Source organism: Mycolicibacterium austroafricanum (assembly GCF_902705885.1).
GTDB lineage: Bacteria > Actinomycetota > Actinomycetes > Mycobacteriales > Mycobacteriaceae > Mycobacterium > Mycobacterium vanbaalenii_A.
In genome coordinates this window covers 20,152-38,610 of record NZ_CACSIP010000029.1, presented here as the reverse complement: position 1 = coordinate 38,610, position 18,459 = coordinate 20,152, and the positions used below count along the sequence as shown (strand labels likewise).

Here is an 18,459-nt window from a genome sequence, read left to right as displayed (position 1 = left end):
TTGGCGTGGGTTTCTGGGGACAACAGGTCAATGACCTGATGACGGGCATCGGTGGTCTGGGCGGCTTCAACCCGCCGCTGGACACACCGGTCCCGGATCCCACGCTGCCGCCCTACCCGGCGCCGACTTACTCCCCCCAGATTCCCGGGCCCGATGGCGTCGCACCGCCAGTTCCGCAGTACCCGCCTTACATCCCCGAGCAGGACATGAACACCTCATCGAGGATGCCGCGCTCGACGCTGGACGGCATCCACGACGATGGCGGTGTCATCCTCAAGAAGCCTGGCGAACTTGGCCCACCGGTGTATCCGATGGGACCTAAGTACACGGAGTCGCCGGACGGTTCAGGGGTCTGGGTTCCCGATCATCGCCCCTATCCCCCGGGTTCGGTGCGGCCGGCCGGCTGGACGGGCCAGGGCGCCGACGAAGCCGATACGGCCGATGCGTCACTCCGGAAGACGCGGGATGCGCTCAACCAGGCCGATCAGAGCCTGGGCCAGAACATCACCAACGCGCACACCGCTGATGCTCAGTCCAAGATGCAGCTGCAACGAATCCAGCAGGAGATCCAGATGGGCGTCGCCGCGATGCAGCCCAGCCTGGGGACCGCGGCCGGACGCGAGCAGCTCGCGGAGTTCCTCGACCAGAAAGCGTCCGAGGCCAAGCAGGTCGCCAAGAACGCCCAGGAGATGTCGACGCGTCTGGCCACAAACTTCCAGACCGTTGGCCACCAGTACGAAGCCACGGTCACCGCCTCGGGCCCCGGAGATTGGGATGACCCCGACGAGATTTGGCCGGAGTACATCGATCCGGGCGGTGCCGCCGCCGGCCCGGACGCGGGGCCAGCGATCCCGCCGGGCCTTCTCTAGGCGTCTGCGCCACCGCGACGATCGCTCATTCACGACTCAGCACTGGGCACCGATGCCCCATATTGCCCATATGGGTGATATGGGCAATATGGGTCATTACTGCGATAGGCCCGGTCCGTCGTCATCGCGCGTCCGACCGTGGTCACGGCCGGTGATGTCGCGCTGGTGGCGTTCCAGCGCCACGCGTTCACGGATGCGCACCGCGCGCCGCACGGCGTCGGCATTGGGATAGCCAAGCTCCTCAACGAGCGCTGGCGTGGGATTGAGGGTCAGACTCCAGCCCGGTTCGCGGCCGCGCATCTTCATCCGCTGGGTGGCGGCCTCAGCTTTGGCCTTGGCTTCCGGACTCTCTGCTGCCATCCGCAGCTCCAGGGTGAGTGCGGACAATTCTGCCTGCTTGGCCTCCAGCTCGCTGCGCTGCTCGAAGGGTGCCGGCGGATTGGCCAACAAGTCGTCAAGTTCGTCGCGCTGGCGCTCCTGCTCTCGTTGCAGGCGGGCGTGATGCTCAGGGAGCCCGGTGTAAAGATTCTCGACGCGGCGCAGCAGCCCGAGCTGCTTCGGTCCGGAGACGTCAAGCCCGAGTTGGGATCCGGCCGCCAACAGCTCGGTCGCGTCGATCTCGGTGGTGCGCGACGGCACGGCCAGGCGCAGCAGCAGCATGTCGTGGGTAAGGTCACGCGCGCCCAAGACCTCGACGCCGTTGATGGAGGCACCGATCGGTTCGTATCGGGTGGCGCCGCGGTCCTTACCAGCCATGTAGGCGCGCCGGCACGCAGCGGTGAGCGCCGCAGCTGCCTCGGGTCGATCCGTGAACGTGTCGGAACCGACCGCGAGGCGGTGCGGCGCATCCCCGCGGTCCTGGGCCGCCTGTGCCGCCGGCGCGACCTGTTCGATGTCCGTCTGCTTGGCCGGGATCGCACGCTCCAGCACGCGCACCTGCCAGTCCCGGTTGCGCACCGACGACTGGTGAGCCCGCTCCAGTGCGGTCAGGCGCCGCACGGTGTCGTCGAGTTCGACTTGACGTAGGTAGCGCGGATCGCCGGTGGCGATGGCCTTGGTCTCGGCGGCCGCGGCGCCGATGTCTCCGCCACCGAGGTCCTCGATTTCGGAATCGAGAACTTCGTTGCGGCGCATCTGCTCGATGAACAGAGCCTTGGCCTGCACACGCTGCCACATCACCGTGTCGTAGCTGGACTCGGTGACGTAGTTGAAGATGTCGATTTCCTCGTTCTGGTTCCCCTGTCGGAGGATTCGCCCCTCCCGCTGCTCCAGGTCGGCCGGCCGCCACGGCACATCGACATGATGCAGGGCGGCCAGCCGCGATTGCACATTGGTGCCCGTGCCCATTTTCTCGGTGCTGCCGATCAGCACGGACACTTCGCCGCGGTTACATTGCGAGAAGAGCGCTTTGAGCTGTGCGGAGTTGCGAGCTTCGTGGACGAACCGTACGGCCTCGGGCGGCATTCCTCGAGCGACGAGTTCGTCTTTGATGGCCTGGTAGATGGTGAACTGCCGCGGGTCTTTCGACGGTGTACCGCGGTCGCAGAACATCAGCTGCAGCGGGCCGCGGGCGGGCAGTAGCTCGCCGGTGTCGCGGTCGTGGTACTGGCGATCGGCAAGGCGGCGCTGCACTTCTATGGCTCGTTCGGCGACCTCAGCGGCGCGGCTCTGAGTGGGTGTCCCGAGGTGCGCCATTCGAGGGTCCAGCGAGGCGTTGCGGCCGTCGTTGCTGATCTTGAGGATGTTGTCGCGCTGCGGTTTCCGTGCGTCGAGATGGTCTGCGCGCCAGCCGAGGTCACCAATGAAGTCGATGACCTCGACGCCGGGCTGCAGACTCACGATCTGGCGGGCACCAGTGCGGAGTTCAGGGAGAGCCACGGGCACCTGGTCGCGGGTGACGACATCGGTGTAGGCGTTGGACAGCGCCAGCAGCTCGGGCAGATTGGTGTACTTGGCCACCTTGGTGACGGGGCGCAGTTTGGTGCCCGTGGCGTTGACTTCGATGGTGGTGTGAGTCGCGGTGAATGCCGCTCCCCAGTCCCCCAGGTCGGCGACGCCGGCGGCTTGCAGGAGATCGGGGCGCAGGTAGGTTTGCATGACCCAGAGTTCGCCGAGGGAGTTGGCGATCGGGGTTCCGGTGGCGAAGGTGGCGACGCGTTCGACGACGGCGTGTTCGGGAATGCCGCGGGCCCGAGCCTCGTCGTGGCGGCGCTCGCGCAGCACATCGAGTTTGAGGCTGAGGTCTTCTGCGCGTTGCGCGGCGTTCGCGCACGACAGCTCCTCGATGTTGCACACTCGCTGTTTGTTCTTGTACATGTGTGCTTCGTCGATCAGGACGTAATCGCACCCCGATTCTTCGAAACGTAAACCCACGTCCTTGCTTTCGGCGGCCATCAGCTTTTCCAGCCGGGCCTGTGCGGCCTTGATGGCCCGCATGATCGCTTTTTGGCTGCGCTCGACGGTGGCGTTTTCCAGCTGGGCCCGCAGCTCGTCGAGCTGCTTTTCGGCGTAGGCCATCCGCACGTCGTTGGACACGTTGATGGCGGTGAACGCCGACTGCGGCACGATCACCATGTCCCACTCGCTCGCCGCGCTCTGGGCGATGAACCGGCGGCGGCCTTCGGCCGTCGTCGCTGAGGATCCCAGAAGCACATTGGCCGCCGGATACCACTGCTTGGCCTCGCGCCCGACCTGCTCAATGATGTGGTTAGGCACCACAATCCACGGCTGGCGGACCAGGCCGAGACGGCGCAGCTCCATCGCCGCCATGAGCATGGTGCCGGTCTTGCCGGCTCCGACGACATGATCGAGGAGGGTGGAAGGCTCGTTGGTGATGCGGGCGACGGCGTTGCGCTGGTAGCTGTGTGGGGTGAAGTGGTCGGAGAGCCCGGGAAGTCGCAGTTGGCTGCCGTCGTAGACGGGGGCGCGCAGGGAGTTGAAACGCCGGTTGTATTCGGCGACCAGGGTGTCGCGGCGCTCGTCGTCTGACCACAGCCACCGGGTGAACTCCTCGGTGATCTTGGCGCATTTGGCCTGAGCGGCGAACGTCGCTTGGGCGTCGACATCGCCCTCTTCGGTGGTGATGACCACGGCCTTGGAGTTGCAGACCGCTTCGAGCAGGCTCACCGCGTCGAAGTTGCGCCGATCGACGCCCCACTCGTCGGTCATGAGGCGGCCGTTGCGCTTGTAGCTGGGGACGTCGACTGTCCAGCGGCCCCCGATGTGTTCGGCCTTGACGCCGTTGGCGCCGAACGTCTTTTCGGCGAAGGCGGCGATCACTGGGGCCGGGATCCACGGGGCGCCGGGACGGACCTTGATGTCTTCGGCCTCGCGCTGTTCGGGTTGTACGTCGCGCAGCGCTGCGACGTAGGGCTCGTAGACGGGGTTGGTGTCGACGGCCTCGATAGCGGCAGCCAGCTTGGAGCGCACGTTGCCCGAGAGCGCCGTGGTGGCTGGGACCAGCTCGTCGGGGTCGTCAAGGCTGGGGTAGACCAGCCCGTCGAGCAGGGCGCGGGTGTCTTCGTCGCCGACGCCGAGCAGTTCGGAGATCAGGGCGACGTCGACCCGGCGTGTGCGGTCCAGGCTCATCGCCAGGGCTTCTCCGGGGGTGTCGGCGGTGACGCGCTCGACGGTCGCGGTCAGAACATCGCGGGTGAAGATCGGATTCTTGGTGGCGGTTCCGGTGTCGTCGTCGAAGTCCTCCAGCGCCGACACGACCGCCCAACCGGGGTCATACCGCATGCCGCCTTCGAGGTGGCGGAACTTCTTGAACGGCTCCGGTGGCTGCCACGCCTCGGTTTCCCATTGCTCGGCCAGCTCCTCGGGGACGGGGCCGTCACAGGGGCGCCCTGTGGTGCCCTCCTGCTCACGCCATGTCTGTTCGAGCTTGGCGATGCGCTTGTCGTGCAGGGACTGAGTTGCGTTGCGCTGCACCCAGTCGAAGCGGTTAACGGGTCCACGCTTGCTGACGTAGTTGTCGTAGAGGGTGTTGAGGTGCCCGCGGAGCTGCTCGCGGTCGTGCTCGGGTTCACCGTCACGCTGTGCGGCGATGAGCGCGGTGGCGACGTCGCGCAGGGCGATGAGTTCCTTGGTTTCCTCGACGAGAGTCTTGGGCGTCTTGTTCGGCTCCCAGCTGTGCCCGGCCCAGTAGTCGATGCTGCGCGTGGCGGCGTTGTAGCGCAGGGTGTACAGCGGCGGATCGTCAACCTGGGCGCTCGGGGTGCGCAGTCCGGGCGCGAAAACTGTTGCTGCACTAGCAGGCAAGTCTTCACTGCGTGCGGTGAGCCCGTGCCCGCGTGCCACGGCGGCCGCGATCATCGGCTGGAGCTGGTCGCGGATCTGGTCGGCCAGCTGCAGGCCCGTAGCGCCGGCGACGGCGAGCTGCGCCGATCCGTGCAGGCCGTGGCCGAGTTCGGTGCTCCCGAGCACCCGGTGCGGGTTGTTGAGGAAGTAGGCGTTGATGGGCACCTGGTCCTCGTCGCCCGTGCGGGGGTCGACGAGATCGGCGGTTTCGGTGTTGATCCAGTCGAGCGTGTCGCTGCTGATCTCGGTGCCGTCCTCGCGGCGGCGGAAGATGAGCAGGTCGGTGACAACTTCGGTGCCGGCGACCCGGCTAAAGGCCTGGGAGGGAAGTCGCAGCGCCCCGATCAGGTCTGCGCGCTGGGCAATGTCCTCGCGCGCAGCGGTTTTCACCGAATCCATGGTGTAGCGACTCGTCAGGACCGCGACATAGCCACCTGGTGCGACCAGGGCCAGCGATTTCACGATGAAGTGATTGTGAATATTTAGGCGTCGAAAATTGTGCTGGGCGTCCGTGAGCGCGTAGCGGCCGAACGGCACGTTGCCGATCGCGGCGGTGAAGCTGGCCTCGGGGACGCGAGTAGTCTCGAAGCCTTCGTGACGCACCTGGGCTGAGGGGTACAGCAGCGCGGCGATGGCTGCGGTGATGTCGTCTGCTTCGACGCCGACCATGGCCGTTCCCTGGGGAGCATGACCGATGAAGGTGCCGCTGCCACAGCCGGGTTCGAGCACCGGGCCGCCGGAGAATCCCGCCGCACCTAGTGCATCCCAGACCGCGGACACGACGGCGGGGTCGGTGTAGTGGGCGTTGAGGATGGAGGCTTGGGCGCGACGATACTGCTCGGGAGTCAGCAGACCGGCGAGTTGAGCTCGCTCGGCGGTGAAGTCTTTGGCGCGGGGGTCAAAGATCTGCGGGATGGCGCCCCATCCGGACCAGGCGGCCAGGACGCGCTGCTCGGGCAGCGTCGCCGGCCGCCCGGCGTCGCGCAGTGTGTGGACTAGTTCGATGGCGGCGAGGTTGGCTCGGGCGCGGGCCTTGGCGCCGGATGGGACCAGGACGTCGGTGCTGGCCGGAAAGTCCGCGGTGCTGTGGAACTCCTCGGCCACCGCCGGTGGCTCCGCCGTGGGCTGTTCGAGGGCATTTGGCGCGACCGCGACCGCGGGGCCGTCGTCGACCGCGATGGGATCGAGCGCGTCGACCGTCTCCGCGGTGAGCGTGCCGGTCTCGATGTCGTCGTTGATGTCGATGTCGACTGGATCGTCGAACAACGAGGCCTGGGGGCCTACCGCTCGGGGAGCCCGTCCACTCGCAGGTCGCGGTAGATCATCTGCGCCAAGTCCGCGGTCAAGGGGTCCTCGGGGTGGGCGGGTAGCGGCTGGCCGTCCTCGGCCCGCGCCGAGATCAGGTACCCCGCCTTGATCCGGAACGGTCCCGAATAGTCCGGTGCCGGCCACAGGCGATCGATCAGCGCTTCCAGGTCCTCGCTGGGCTCGCTCTGGTGCGCCGGGTTCGTCCAGCGCCGCTCCCACCCGAGGTGTGCCGGATCGGGGCTCCCCCATGAGGGTGGAATCTCGTCGGTCTCGATCAGGTCGTCGGTCTGGTCGGTATCGATCAGCTCGTACAACTCGTTGTTCAGCACTGTCTGGGCTGCCTGCGCTCGGGCCGCTTCCAACAACGCCACTTTGGTCGCGTGATTGGGTGTCTTGCCGTTGCGGTTGCGGCTCCACACCGCGATGGCTTTCTCCCACAGCTCCTCGGCCATGCTGGCCGCCATCGAGCTGATCTTGTCCGCTTCGGCCGTCAGGAACTCGGTGCGTTGTTCCGGGGTCCACTCCTCGGGCAGGCTCAGATCGGTCGAGTAGACCGTCTGCACCGCCTTGAGGATCTCCGGGTCGATCACCGTCACTGCCTGCCTCGTCGAGGATGCTGAACAGATCCGGCTGATCCGGATCCGGCGCTTTGTTGCGGCCCATATTGTCCTCTCCTGGCTGACGGTGGCGGGGTCCGGGTAACCCCGGACGGCGAAGAACGCGCGTATCCGCCGGTCGTTGATGCCCATGGGCAGTCCCGGCGTCATGGCCGCCGGCCGATGTCGACGTCGACGAGCGGGACTGCCGGGTGGCATCCGGCCCGTGCGGCGTGCAGGTGAGCGTCGAGGATGCTTCCGGCTCGCGTCATCCGCGGTGGGCCGCTCCATCCGCAGGTGCACAGCGACCGCCGGCGACGCCACGCCGCAACCAGCACCCGCACGATTCCGCGGGAAGGCGTGCACCCTTGCCCGGCAACTGCGTGGAGGTGGGTGGCGATGGCTGTGCTCATCGGGCTGGGCTCCTCTGTCCTGCCGGCGGTGCGCCGAGGTACTCGCCACACCCGCCCGTTCCGAACTGTTGCCAGGGCACGAACGCTGGCGGGCCTGCCGGTCGTGGGCACCAGAAACCCCACCGGCGGCAGCGGGGTCCGGTGACAATGACCGTCGTCACCGGCTCCCCGGCAAGCAGCTCCACGCGATGGCGTGAGCTGGCGCGGCGAAAGGCCACCGACCCTGGCCGGCGCACGATGGTCCCGCGCTCGCCGATTTCGCGATAGCGCCCCTTCACCACGACACTCGCGAAATGCCACGGATGGTCGTGCGGCACACTGGGATCGGACCGACAGAAGCGGTGTCGATAGATGTTGATGAGCGGGTTGCGCGGGATCAGGAACCACCGCAGGAGATAGGGCTCTGCAGGGTCGTCGCCGATGACCTGGTGGGGCCGCCCGGACAGCAGCGTCAGCAACCACTCCCGCAGGGGCAGTGACTCCTCTGTGGTGTGGTGGTCGACGGCGGTCACGATGCGCCTTGCTGAGATGCGCCGCAGCTACAGGTATGTGGCCCGGTGGCGACTTCCCAGTACCGGACTCGTTTATTGCTCGCGGCTTTGAGTCGGCGGACAGCGCCGCGAGCGCGCAGCGCATCCACGGCCCGGTACACCTGGTCGACCACCAGCGGGGTGGGGCGGTCGCGGTTGAGCAACCGCATCAGGTCGGTGGTGGTGACAGGACAGCCGATGCGCTCTAGAGCCGCGAGCACTTCTGCGGTCAGCGGCGTCGCCGGCATCGATCAAACTTTGTGGTGCGATGCGCGGCCGAAGCGCTGGGTGCGCTGAACAGTGCATCGAGACTGGCGATTTCATCGTCGGCGGCGGGGTTGGCGGTGGCCACCCAGGCGCGTCGGCAGGCGGTGGTTTCGGCGACGGCGACCGCCCCTTCCCCTTGGAGACTGCGCAGTAGCCGGTAGATGGCCTCTTGGGTTGGAGGGAGTGGCCGGGTGCTTCCGGGCACGGCGACCGGTGGCGCACCCTGGCGCAGCTGCGTGGTGGTCAGGGGATGCGGGGAGCAGCGCAGCGCGGCGACGAGATAGTCCCGCAGGAGTCTATTGGTGTAAGTCCGTGGACCTGAACTAGGCACTGACTGACTCCGTGACAGGGGCGCGCTGGCCGGGGAACGCGGCGTAGTGCATAGCCTCGCGGATCGCCAGGCAGCGTTGGCGGTGCGCCTCGGGCTGATGGTCCATCGCCGCGACGACCATGGCGAGCTGGCGGCGGGCGATGGTCTGTTCCTCGACCGTGGCGTGTTCGCCGGGCAGGTCAACCCCGGCCCACACACCATCGGTGGCTTCCACGGCCAGTGCCGTGCGGGCGCAGGCCTTGCGCAGCGGGCAGTTGCCGCAGATCCGCTTGCACTGCATGGCCTTGCGGTAGTCGAACCACTCTTCTGGATCAGCGGAGTAGTTGCAGAGCCCGTTGATTTCCATCTTGACCGGGTTGGCCACTAGATGCGTCATCGCGCTACCTCCCGAGTTGGGCGTTAAGTGATCTTTAGTTGTGCCCCTCTTGAGCATGCGGTGATCATAACCCCCACTTGGCGTAGTTGTGCAGCACCAATCTCCATCTGTCCGCGCCCGACCCCGAAATTTGGGCGAATCTGACGGCTTTCTACGCTGCCGCGCGAGGATTGGTCACCGGCTCTAACTGGTACTTTGTCGAATGCCCGAGGCGTGGCACCGCCAGAGAAGTGCCCGCGAAAGTGGAAGAAAAATTCATCTTGAGTCACTCCCGATAACGCCGCCCTTATCCCCTAGTTGTGCATCAGTAACGTGTGAAGCGCGCACTGCACAGGCTCATAGCGGTGCCGAACCGGCACATAGCTAGATACGTGTCTGTTCGGCCAGCATGTGGTTCACTTTGGGTGTGGAAGGCAACACCGACGACGAGGTGGGCGAAACGACGCCTGCCAGCGACGATGCCGCCGACCCGTCCCTGGTCCGGCTACGAGACTGCGTGGCGCGTCGGCGCGCCGAGCTGGGCTTGAGCCAGCGCGCACTCGCCGAATTGGCCGGAGTGTCACTGGGTACCGCGACCAGACTCGAACGTGGCGGCGGCCCGATACGGGTGAGCACGGTGCCGAAACTCGAGGATGCGCTGGAGTGGCCGCGCGGCACCTTCCAGGCCATTCGTGACGGCCAGGACCCGCCCAAGATCCCGCCGCGGGGACGTGAACGCGCCGCGCCGGCCGCACCGGGCCCGTCCTCGGCGATGCGCAACGCCACGCAGTACGGCCAAGCACTGTCGATCGCCTCCGCTGTCGTGGCCATCAGCGCTGTCTGTCTTGAGGTGTTGACCAGTGACCTCGCCGATGCCTCGGCACGCGTTGCAGCTCTCAACGCTCTGGATTCGAACATGCGTGAGATGGAGAGTTTGATCGCAGCTAGCCTGCCCGACGCCGACTCCTTCGACGACGCGATAGCGGTCATGCGTGAAGTTCACGAAAGCCGTGAGTCGATCCAAAAGGCCGCTGAGTCACTGAAATAGCCCAACACGGGCCGGGCGCTTAAGGCGAGGATCTAGTAGCCGCTGTATCCGCCGCCGATGCTGGCGATATGGACGTGGTTGAAGTGGTTGGCGTTGGCCGATCCTCGATCGCTCATTCCTGAGGAGCTTCCGTCAGCGTTGTGCTGCGTCTGGCGCCAGAGGGCGTGGTCGAGTCCGAGATCCTGAGCGTTGGCCTGGACGAACGCAACCACCCGGTCACCGAGCGCCTTGCCGGCCGGGGTATCCCACTGCGGGATCATGACGTCAAGCGCAAGCCCCGAGGGATGCCACTTCATCGAATCCGGCCGGTACCCACCGATATCGGTGATCTCGGGGAAGGCCGCCGAGATGGCGCGGCTGAGGCGGCGGGTGTACTTCTGCAGCCGGGCCTCGTTGGCCAACCCCGGCCGGTCCAGTCCCGGCATACCCGGAACACCCTTGCCGCTGCCGGCCTGCCCCGATGACGACCTACCCGCAAGCGCGGTCTTCGCCACCGGCGAGAAGAGCCCGCCGAGGCCGCCGAGCCCGCCCCCGCCTCCGAATGCGCTCATCGGTGAGCCGCCGCCCATGCCGCCCATGGGCATCCCGCCACCACCACCGCCCATTGGCATGCCGCCACCCATGCCGCGGCCACCGCCGTAGCCGCCGCCCGCAGCGCGAATCATGTTCGCCATCGCGATGTTTCGCTGCTCGGATTTGGTGAGCAGGGCTTTGGCCCGGTCGAGCTGGCCTTCGAGGTGATTGACCAACACCGTCTTACCCGCCGGGGTGTCGGTGCTGGGCGCGATCGCGTTGACACCGCTGCGGGTGTCGCTCACGACGCCGTTCATCCCCGCGCGGCCATCACGCGACTCGTTGGACGCGGTGACGACTTGTGGACCCACCCGGCCATCAGCGCCGATTACGTTGTCCAGCGCGGTGATGCCGTTGCCACCGGCCTGCTTGTAGCCTTCTCCCCCGGTCCCCCGCCACGTCGCCGGCACGGTATCAACCGACGTGCGCAGATCAGTCCTGAGGTTTTGCAATCCGCTGGTCGACGGCAAGCCCGTCGCATTGGGGGCTTGGCCGTACAGCTCTCGGGCGCCGCCGAGGGCCGTTGCGGTCGCATCAACCAGGCCCTGCAAGGACATGATCGGCAGTATCACCTATCACCTGCGTCAACGGCCACTACCAACGCCACAATCGCTGCGCGATCAGTGGGTAATAGCTGTGCGTCCCCTGGAATATGGAGGTCAGGCGACCACCCGGCGGACCTCGATGTGGCCGCTTGGTATGGGAGAGAACTTCACGGTTTAGCCAGGGGTTGGCGCCTCGATGGCCATCGTCGGTGAGACGGCCATCATCACGTGCTCAAGTGTGCCCGGGCAGACCAGTTGCACAGGATGAGGTCCCTTTCCTGGATGTCGTTGCGGTTTACGGCTTGACCGGCGTTCACGAGGTCATAGATGGTGCGGGGAATGCGACAGGCGACCTCTAAGGTATGAGCCGGTCAGTCGCCGCCTCACGCGGTCAGTTGTGTCCTGAATGCCCAGGTCAGGTTACTTAGTGCGTCTCCAGTGTCATTCTCGTTCGGCCTCATCTCACGCTCAACGCACCGTTTCGTTCACAAATCCGTTCACACCGGGGCCAGAGTCTCTTGGCTTGGTGGAAGCCGACTGACAGCAGCCGGTGCTCGTCTTCCCACAGCTTCGGGGTGACGCGGGCGGAGTCCTGGGCAATCTGCTCGAGAATGCGCTGCGGCACACTCCACCGGGCGGTTCTGTCGAACTCGGCTGTGTCCGCGACGGCGACCGGCTGACGATCGCCGTCGCCGACAATGGCGAGGGAATCGCTGCCGAATGCATTACCCGGGTATTCGAACGGTCTACCGCGCCGACGCCGCCCGCGACCGCGAGCACGGCCGCTCTCGGCCGTACCGGCCGCAAACCAACGGCAAGGTAGAAAGATTTCACCAAACCCTCGGCGACGAATGGGCCTATACCCGGCTCTACACCAGCGACGCCCAGCGCTGCGAGCAGTTCCCGATCTGGCTACACACCTACAATTACCACCGCGGCCACACCGCACTCGGCGGCCAACCACCCGCCACCCGCATACCTAACCTCTCAGGTCAGTACAGCTAGTCGCGCTCAGAAGATCCGCATGCCGCGCAATCTTGCCGCGTCAACAAAGGGTTTTGTGTGCTTGCCGATGCTGGAGGGTTCTATCTCGGTCACCGGATCGGGGCCAGTCCCGTCGTCTGTACGCCGCAGCCACATCGCGTAGTTGTCGCCCAGCGTCGTACCCCATTTGGACGGGTAAACAATCCCAAGCGGACGCTCCCCGTCGAACAGAACCGTCCGGTCTCGAATCCACGTTGCGATACCCGTCGTGAGCTTCTTCAAGTCTTCGGATGAGCTGGTCAGCTCGCTGAGGGTCAGGTGCTCGACCTCACACTCAGCCAGCAGTGTCGAGCCCAGCCGTTCGGAAAGCACCGAGATCGATTCGGCGCCAGTGACGTCGACGAACCAACCGCTGTAGGGCAATTGAAGTTCGTAGAGGGAGCGCAATTCCCGCCAGCCCTTCGAGATTGACCGGTAGGGCATCGCCCCGTGCTGTGGCAACTCCGTCGCAACCTGCGCGGCGAACGTCGCGGCGTCATCGGGCTCCACGTCGTCGAAGAGGTCACTCAGCAGCGTCGCCGGCGGGTCCGGTCGGATATACTCCAACACTTCAACGAAAGCGCCTGTCGCCGAGGAACATCCGTATATGGTTCGCCCAGGCGTATCCCATCGCGACCAGTCCTCGACTGGATGTTCACCCGGAACGCGCGGGGGTGGATTAACCGGACCGTACTGCGTCCGAGCCACTCGAAAGACACTCTGACCCGAACTCGCAACGATGTTTAGCCCACTCGACGCGCAGATAGTCGCACCCACCAACGACACCCGCGCCTGCCTCTCTGTACACAGCGAACGGGCTGAGTATAGGAAGAGTCGACGTCACGAGTGACTAGGCATGGTAGGTGTCGGTGATAAACGCGTCCGCGGCGCGAAAGACAGCACCAAACTGATCTTCGCGTAGCAGTTGCGCCGGCGTGATCCCGTCTAGGCGAGGATTCGCAGAAATCAGCCAGTTCCGGGCAACCTGGTCGTTCTCGGCTTCCTCGATCAGCCAGAAGACGGTATGCGTTGCCGTCAGCCGCCGCGCTTTCTCAATCGAGGGTTCGGCGTGGTTGCGCTCCCCCGGAGGGGTGGCCCACCGGGCTGGCATTGCACGACTTCGTGAACTGGCGATATACGCCGTCAGGGTGGGTCCGAGGCGCGCCAGAAGGTAGGCGACAACCTCGTGGGTGTCCATCCGCGCGGTGTCGTCCCCAGCCTTGACCAACAAGTCGGACATCTCGCGAGCACCTCCTTCGTCAGCAGCGACTCTACAGCGCCTAACCATGAAAGCGGCGAGGATAAACCGCAAACTGACTCAACAAGCTCCACAAAACATACACATAATGCGCGTTATTTGCCCCTCTCAGACACCCCGTCGTGCAGGTAGACGCCCGATTACAGCGCCTAAGACGCCGCCGCCACTACCCAATCAAGTGACATATTCCGGCCAATGCTCGCGGATGTCGTCGAGGCGCCGTAACGGCACCGTGCAACACGAAATGCTCGAAGGACAACGGGCCGTCGCGTTCGCAGCGGACGATGCGCTTGAGATCAACGTTGACTGCCGCGTGGACGTGGGCCGGTTGGCGGCACCGGTCCGCTATGGACTGGCGGCGACGCTTGAGGTTGCCCCGACCATCAGAGTCGACATCCACCAAGAAGTACGTCAACAATTGCAGGTCCGACTGCGCACCAGGACCCGCTGACACGCGTATCCCGGACGAATGTTTGCGACCGCTCCTCAGCAGCGAGCAACGACCCGCGAAATCGCTACATTCGCCGACGCTAGGTGCGAGCGGGCGTCCTACCGCACGGCCACCCGGCGGTGGTCGAGACTCAGAGGGTGGCATCGACGGCATCTACGTAGGAAGACAGTAGTTGATGACAAATGAATCTCGGTCGTGTTGAGATGTGGTGTCATGCAACCGCTGTCGCGGGTGGCGCTGTCATCCTGGTTCGGTGACGCCAAGGACAGCGAAGAAGACCGACAGCAGGCTGGCCGCTCGGCTCGCCGCGCTCGCATCGCTGGGCGCCGCGGTCATCCACTTCGCCGTCGTACCCACCCACTGGCAGGAGTGGATGCCAGCAGGCTTGTTCTTCGCAACGATCGCACTCTTCCAACTGCTCTGGGCGCGCCTGGTTCTCGCACGAACCACGACTCCTGTGCTTGCTGCCGGCATCATGCTCAACGTTGGAGCCATTGCTCTTTGGGCCCTGTCCAGGACCGTGGGAGCCCCGTTCGGCCCCAGCGCGGGAGAAGCGGAATTGGTCCAAGCCGCTGACCTTTGCGCGCTGCTGCTTCAGATTTACGTCGTGATGGGCGCCAGCTGGGTGTGTTACCGCGGCCTGCAAGGAGAGCCGATACCGTCGTTCGGCAGCGCATTAGTGCTCATGGGCGCAGTCGGTGTCGTGGCGCTGGCGTCTACGGTGGGGGTTGCGTCAGGTCTGCGGCACGGTGATCATGGGCCAGCGAGCGCAGATGGCGGTCACCACGGCACGGGCCCCGAGGATGCGCATGGAGAGCCCCACGGGACGGCTCCCGAAGATGCACATAGCAACCACCACGGCGCTGGCGCCGAGCCCCGGGAGGCCAATGACCATGGGACGACCGGCGGGGATGTCTATCGCCCTGACAGCAGCCACGAGCCGATCGCCCCGCCGCCGGTGAGCGAGCCTGCCGACGAGTCGGCGGCACCGGCGACGGCAGAAGTTCCGGCCCCACCCGCGGTGCCTGCGCATGACGACCACGGCGATCATGATCACCGCGAGTAAACACCTGACTTCTCCGCTCGTGTGAGCACAGGCGTCAAACTAAGCTAACGCATCTCTGAGATCGCTTGGGCGCTAGTCGTTTTCACGGAATCTGGGACGAGGAATACGCCGTGGGCCTGACCGTCCCAGCCGACGGCGACCACCGTCTTGCCCTGCGCTTCGGCCGCTCTTTCGCCTGCACCGATTCGCTTGGCGATCGACCGCGTGGTCGAACTGTGGATGAGCCGCCGGAATTTCTCTTTTGCCGTCACGAGCAACAGGCCTTTCCAGTCGACGAGGCACCCGCCGCGGGTGCAACCACAAAATACCCCTCCGGGGTATCCGCGCTCAACGTGGGCTCCATCAGAGGGTGCTCGCCCGCCTCTGTTATTCGGCGCCTAAGTGCATCGGTAGCGCGAGCAGCGCGGCGAGTTCGGTGCAGATCAGTGCGGTACGGGGGCCGACATCAATCCATCGCGCGGACCCATCGCCGCCGCTGGCGGACCATGCCGCCGGCGTCCGACTCATCGCCCTGTCATTGCTGGTACCGCGGCGAATCCAGCCATGGGAGATCGTTAGCATCGTTTGGTGGCGATGACTCGGGCTGGCGGTGATACCACCGGTGCACCCCGCTGGGGCGGGACCGCGCTGCTGCGCCCGGGGGTGTTGGCGTTCACCGGATCGATCGGTACCACTGATGTTCACGCCCACCACGCCGTCCAAATCCTGACGGCCACTACACCTTTGACGGTGCGTGACGGGCACGGCATCGGGCATCGCGGCACGAAGGTGGTCGTGCCCGCCGATGCGCCACACCGGATCGAGGTCGGCGCGCAGGAGGGCACGGTGGTGTTCTTGGAACCGGAGTCCGTGCCGGGGCGGTCGGCACATCTGCGCGCGGTCCATTCCGGGTGGACTGTTGCTCCCGTGTTGACGTCGACGCGACGACGAACTCTGGCCGCCGTGGTGGACGAGCTGGTCGAGCACCTGGCGCCCGTCCTGACCGGAGACGGAGCAACGCCACGCCATCCCGCCGTTGATGACGCGCTGCGACTGCTGCCCAGCCTTGTCGCCGCAGGCCCCGTCAGCGGTACGGATCTCGCTGCCCAAGTAGGGCTCTCGGTGAGCAGGTTGACGCATCTATTCACTGATCAGGTCGGCATCCCGCTACGCCGCTACGTGCTGTGGTCGCGGTTGCGACTCGCGGTCATGCGGGTGCAGGCCGGTGATGACCTGACCGGCGCCGCGCACGGTGCGGGGTTCGCTGATAGCGCTCACCTGACCCGCACCACCCGCGAGATGTTCGGCCTGGCGCCCTCGGTGCTGAGCCGGCACGTGTCCTGGGACCTCGAAGCCGGCCTTTAGCCGGATCATTCAAGCGCCGCCGCATCGGTGACCGCGACGATTCACGGCATGAGCACGACTTCTCCGACATCGACGGCGGCTACCGCGGCCCAGGCGGTGGCCCGCTACGGCTACGTGCCGTTCATGCTGATCGGCCTCAACGGCGCCGGTGGCGGTGTTGCTGATCGCGACCGCCTGCACCTCGTCTCCGGCGCCGGCACCCACGCCCGACGTCATCACCGACAAGGGCCACGCCCTACGCAGACTTGCTCGTACCGAAAGTGGAAGCGCCCGTCACTGATGGTGCCATCGGCGTCGCTGTCGATGCCCCCGTAACCGTTACCGCCGGCGACGGTGTTCTCGGCCAAGTGTCGCTGACAAACGAGGAGGGCGAACTTGTCGACGGGCAGCTGGGCCCCGACGGCGTTACATGGTCATCGGCGGAACCGCTGGGCTACAACAAGCAGTACACCCTGCAGGCGCACGCACAAGGGCTTGGCGGAACGACAAGCACCAGCGCAACATTCGAAACCCATTCCCCCCCGAAAACCTGACGATGCCCTACGTCTTGCCCAATGACGGCGAAACGGTGGGCGTAGGTCAACCCATTGCGATTCGTTTTGACGAGAACATCACGAACCGGGTTGCGGCGCAGCAGGCGATCACCGTGACCACGAACCCACCGGTTGAGGGCGCCTCCTACTGGCTCAGTAATCGTGAAGTCCGCTGGCGCCCCGCCGAGTAGTGGGAGCCCGGAACGACCGTTGAGGTGTCGGTGGAGGCTTACGGTGTCGACTTCGGCGACGGGCTCTTCGGCCAGGATGACGTCACCACGCGCTTCACAATCGGCGACCACATCATCGCCACCGCCGATGACGCCACCAAGACGATGAGCGTGCGGCGCAACGGCGAAGTCGTCAAAACATGCCGATCTCCATGGGCAAATCCAAAACGCTCACCGACAACGGCGCCTACATCATCGGCGACCGCTACTCATTCCTGGTGATGGATTCGTCCACCTACGGAGTCCCCGTCAACTCACCCGACGGGTCCCGCACCGAAGTCGAATGGGCCACGCAAATGTGTTGCTGCCCCCGACGACGACCCATAGTGCCTCCTTCTCCGAGAAGCTCGTACAATTTGCGTTCATCGGCGCGCTATTCACGCCCGTCCTCCCAACCGTAAAACGGTTCTGGTCCAGTACTTGCCGCATCCAAACCACCCTGCCGCAGCGAATTTCACCATTGTAATTATGTGGCTACTGTTACTGGTGGGACTTTTGTGAGTTACGCTTTTCTACGTAGGAGCTACGTATTTTGGTGCTGCGCCGTACGTATGCGATTCAGCCCCGCTATTGGTGCGTGAGATAGCTCACCGCGCGGCGCACTGAGGAGAAGACATGAAATCAGACGTCCGGACCAGGAGTGCGGCAATTGCCGGCGCCGACCGGTCTGACCCGGCGATGCGCGCTGCGAGACGCGTTCGACGGCTCCCCGGTGTGATCGCCATCGTCGTCTTGCCTTTCCTTGCGTGCGCACCGGTCGCGTCGGCCCAACCTGCTGCTGGTCCGTGGGATCCACTGCTGCCGAAGGTGGCGAGCGCAGGCGCTCCCGGTGATCCGGTTGCCATCGCGAACGCCTCTCTTCAGGCCACGGCCACGGCGACGCAGACGGCCATGAGTATGGGTCGCAACTTTCTCAGCAGCCTGGGAATTGTCAGTCCGGCCGCGAATCCGTCGACCAGCGTGCGCGGAAACCGGGTCAATGGTGCGCAAGCGATCGAGTACGTAATCCGAAGGGCGGGAACGCAAATCGGCGTTCCCTACTCCTGGGGTGGCGGAAGCCTCACCGGTCCAAGCCGCGGCGTCGACCAGGGGGCCGGCACCGTGGGCTTTGACTGTTCAGGCCTGACCCGGTTCGCCTTCGCCGGCGTGGGAGTGCTGCTCCCGCGATGGTCCGGTGACCAGTACAACGCCGGCCGCAAGGTCCCACCCTCGCAAGCAAAGCGGGGCGATCTGCTGTTCTGGGGCCCGGGCGGGAGCCAGCACGAAGCCATCTATCTCGGCGGCGGGCAGATGCTCGAGGCGCAGCAGACCGGCGTGCCCATCAAGATCTCCCCGGTGCGGCTGTCAGGGATGACGCCCTACGTCGTTCGCATCATCGAAAGCTAAGCCTTCGCCGCAATCTGTCACCGCCTTCATC

15 protein-coding genes and 3 pseudogenes are annotated in these 18,459 nt (G+C 65.5%); 9 read left to right on the top strand and 9 right to left on the bottom strand.

Features of this window, described 5'->3' with window-relative positions; translation table 11 throughout:
• The first annotated feature begins 5 nt into the window (after positions 1-5).
• Entirely contained in the window at positions 6-869 is an 864-nt protein-coding gene (locus BEMPMBAN_RS19280; protein WP_159232855.1) for a DUF4226 domain-containing protein, read from the top strand.
• A 96-nt stretch (positions 870-965) separates the two neighbouring features.
• On the opposite strand, the gene BEMPMBAN_RS19275 is transcribed toward BEMPMBAN_RS19280, so the two are convergent.
• The 6 genes from BEMPMBAN_RS19275 to BEMPMBAN_RS19250 all read right to left on the bottom strand — a co-directional run bounded on the left by BEMPMBAN_RS19275 (position 966) and on the right by BEMPMBAN_RS19250 (position 8,992).
• Entirely contained in the window at positions 966-6,275 is a 5,310-nt protein-coding gene (locus BEMPMBAN_RS19275) for a helicase-like domain-containing protein (RefSeq protein ID WP_159232886.1), read from the bottom strand.
• 176 nt (positions 6,276-6,451) lie between these two features.
• On the bottom strand, positions 6,452-7,228 hold the full coding sequence (locus BEMPMBAN_RS19270) for a hypothetical protein (protein WP_234897577.1): 777 nt from the start codon (positions 7,226-7,228) through the stop codon (positions 6,452-6,454).
• 14 nt (positions 7,229-7,242) lie between these two features.
• The gene (locus BEMPMBAN_RS19265) at positions 7,243-7,488 is read right to left on the bottom strand and encodes a hypothetical protein (protein ID WP_159232853.1); all 246 of its coding nucleotides are present in this window, start codon (positions 7,486-7,488) and stop codon (positions 7,243-7,245) included.
• Positions 7,485-8,000, bottom strand: a complete 516-nt coding sequence (locus BEMPMBAN_RS19260; RefSeq protein WP_234897576.1) for a hypothetical protein — start codon at positions 7,998-8,000, stop codon at positions 7,485-7,487. Before BEMPMBAN_RS19260 ends, BEMPMBAN_RS19265 begins: the two co-directional genes overlap by 4 nt.
• Positions 7,997-8,266 carry a helix-turn-helix domain-containing protein gene (locus BEMPMBAN_RS19255; RefSeq protein ID WP_159232852.1) on the bottom strand — a complete coding sequence of 90 codons (270 nt, stop codon included), beginning with the start codon at positions 8,264-8,266 and terminating at the stop codon, positions 7,997-7,999. The genes BEMPMBAN_RS19260 and BEMPMBAN_RS19255 overlap by 4 nt, the downstream gene beginning before the upstream one ends.
• Positions 8,267-8,608: 342 nt before the next feature.
• Positions 8,609-8,992 carry a WhiB family transcriptional regulator gene (locus tag BEMPMBAN_RS19250; RefSeq protein WP_159232851.1) on the bottom strand — a complete coding sequence of 128 codons (384 nt, stop codon included), beginning with the start codon at positions 8,990-8,992 and terminating at the stop codon, positions 8,609-8,611.
• A gap of 406 nt (positions 8,993-9,398) precedes the next feature.
• Between BEMPMBAN_RS19250 and BEMPMBAN_RS19245 the strand changes: the two genes are divergently transcribed.
• The gene (locus BEMPMBAN_RS19245) at positions 9,399-10,019 is read left to right on the top strand and encodes a helix-turn-helix domain-containing protein (RefSeq protein WP_234897575.1); all 621 of its coding nucleotides are present in this window, start codon (positions 9,399-9,401) and stop codon (positions 10,017-10,019) included.
• 32 nt (positions 10,020-10,051) lie between these two features.
• Here BEMPMBAN_RS19245 and BEMPMBAN_RS19240 read toward each other — a convergent pair whose 3' ends face one another.
• Complete coding sequence (locus tag BEMPMBAN_RS19240; protein ID WP_200846046.1) at positions 10,052-11,149, bottom strand: VldE C-terminal domain-containing protein; 1,098 nt, start codon at positions 11,147-11,149, stop codon at positions 10,052-10,054.
• 538 nt (positions 11,150-11,687) lie between these two features.
• Here BEMPMBAN_RS19240 and BEMPMBAN_RS19235 point away from each other — a divergent pair.
• Positions 11,688-11,960, top strand: a complete 273-nt coding sequence (locus tag BEMPMBAN_RS19235; protein ID WP_425294991.1) for an ATP-binding protein — start codon at positions 11,688-11,690, stop codon at positions 11,958-11,960.
• Positions 11,891-12,142, top strand: a pseudogene (locus BEMPMBAN_RS19230) (integrase core domain-containing protein); the annotation flags it as partial. The gene BEMPMBAN_RS19235 and the pseudogene BEMPMBAN_RS19230, both read left to right, overlap by 70 nt.
• Positions 12,143-12,148: 6 nt before the next feature.
• On the opposite strand, the gene BEMPMBAN_RS19225 reads toward BEMPMBAN_RS19230, so the two are convergent.
• Positions 12,149-12,670: an RES domain-containing protein gene (locus tag BEMPMBAN_RS19225; RefSeq protein ID WP_234897574.1), complete on the bottom strand. Its 522-nt coding sequence runs from the start codon at positions 12,668-12,670 to the stop codon at positions 12,149-12,151.
• 340 nt (positions 12,671-13,010) lie between these two features.
• Positions 13,011-13,400, bottom strand: coding sequence for an antitoxin Xre/MbcA/ParS toxin-binding domain-containing protein (locus BEMPMBAN_RS19220; RefSeq protein WP_234897573.1), 390 nt, complete (start codon positions 13,398-13,400; stop codon positions 13,011-13,013).
• A 674-nt stretch (positions 13,401-14,074) separates the two neighbouring features.
• Here BEMPMBAN_RS19220 and BEMPMBAN_RS19215 point away from each other — a divergent pair.
• The 5 genes and pseudogenes from BEMPMBAN_RS19215 (at position 14,075) to ripB (ending at position 18,428) form a co-directional block, all read left to right on the top strand.
• Complete coding sequence (locus BEMPMBAN_RS19215; RefSeq protein ID WP_159232847.1) at positions 14,075-14,935, top strand: ICP22 family protein; 861 nt, start codon at positions 14,075-14,077, stop codon at positions 14,933-14,935.
• Positions 14,936-15,508: 573 nt separating this feature from the next.
• Positions 15,509-16,279: a helix-turn-helix domain-containing protein gene (locus BEMPMBAN_RS19210; RefSeq protein ID WP_159232883.1), complete on the top strand. Its 771-nt coding sequence runs from the start codon at positions 15,509-15,511 to the stop codon at positions 16,277-16,279.
• Positions 16,280-16,327: 48 nt separating this feature from the next.
• Positions 16,328-16,429: pseudogene (locus tag BEMPMBAN_RS33050) on the top strand (sterol desaturase family protein); the annotation flags it as partial.
• Positions 16,428-17,341 (top strand): annotated as a pseudogene (locus BEMPMBAN_RS19200) (Ig-like domain-containing protein); the annotation flags it as partial. The pseudogenes BEMPMBAN_RS33050 and BEMPMBAN_RS19200, both read left to right, overlap by 2 nt.
• A gap of 316 nt (positions 17,342-17,657) precedes the next feature.
• Positions 17,658-18,428 (top strand): NlpC/P60 family peptidoglycan endopeptidase RipB, encoded by a 771-nt coding sequence (ripB, locus tag BEMPMBAN_RS19195; RefSeq protein ID WP_159232846.1) that lies wholly within the window; start codon positions 17,658-17,660, stop codon positions 18,426-18,428.
• The last annotated feature ends 31 nt before the right edge of the window (positions 18,429-18,459 follow it).

Excerpts from the sequence above, each read along its gene's own strand:
- BEMPMBAN_RS19270 (WP_234897577.1), bottom strand. The coding sequence starts at position 7,228 with ATGGGCATCAACGACCGGCGGATACGCGCGTTCTTCGCCGTCCGGGGT.
- BEMPMBAN_RS19265 (WP_159232853.1), bottom strand. The coding sequence starts at position 7,488 with ATGAGCACAGCCATCGCCACCCACCTCCACGCAGTTGCCGGGCAAGGG.
- BEMPMBAN_RS19255 (WP_159232852.1), bottom strand. The coding sequence starts at position 8,266 with ATGCCGGCGACGCCGCTGACCGCAGAAGTGCTCGCGGCTCTAGAGCGC.
- BEMPMBAN_RS19250 (WP_159232851.1), bottom strand. The coding sequence starts at position 8,992 with ATGACGCATCTAGTGGCCAACCCGGTCAAGATGGAAATCAACGGGCTC.
- BEMPMBAN_RS19240 (WP_200846046.1), bottom strand. The coding sequence starts at position 11,149 with ATGTCCTTGCAGGGCCTGGTTGATGCGACCGCAACGGCCCTCGGCGGC.
- BEMPMBAN_RS19220 (WP_234897573.1), bottom strand. The coding sequence starts at position 13,400 with ATGTCCGACTTGTTGGTCAAGGCTGGGGACGACACCGCGCGGATGGAC.
- BEMPMBAN_RS19210 (WP_159232883.1), top strand. The coding sequence starts at position 15,509 with ATGACTCGGGCTGGCGGTGATACCACCGGTGCACCCCGCTGGGGCGGG.
- ripB (WP_159232846.1), top strand. The coding sequence starts at position 17,658 with ATGAAATCAGACGTCCGGACCAGGAGTGCGGCAATTGCCGGCGCCGAC.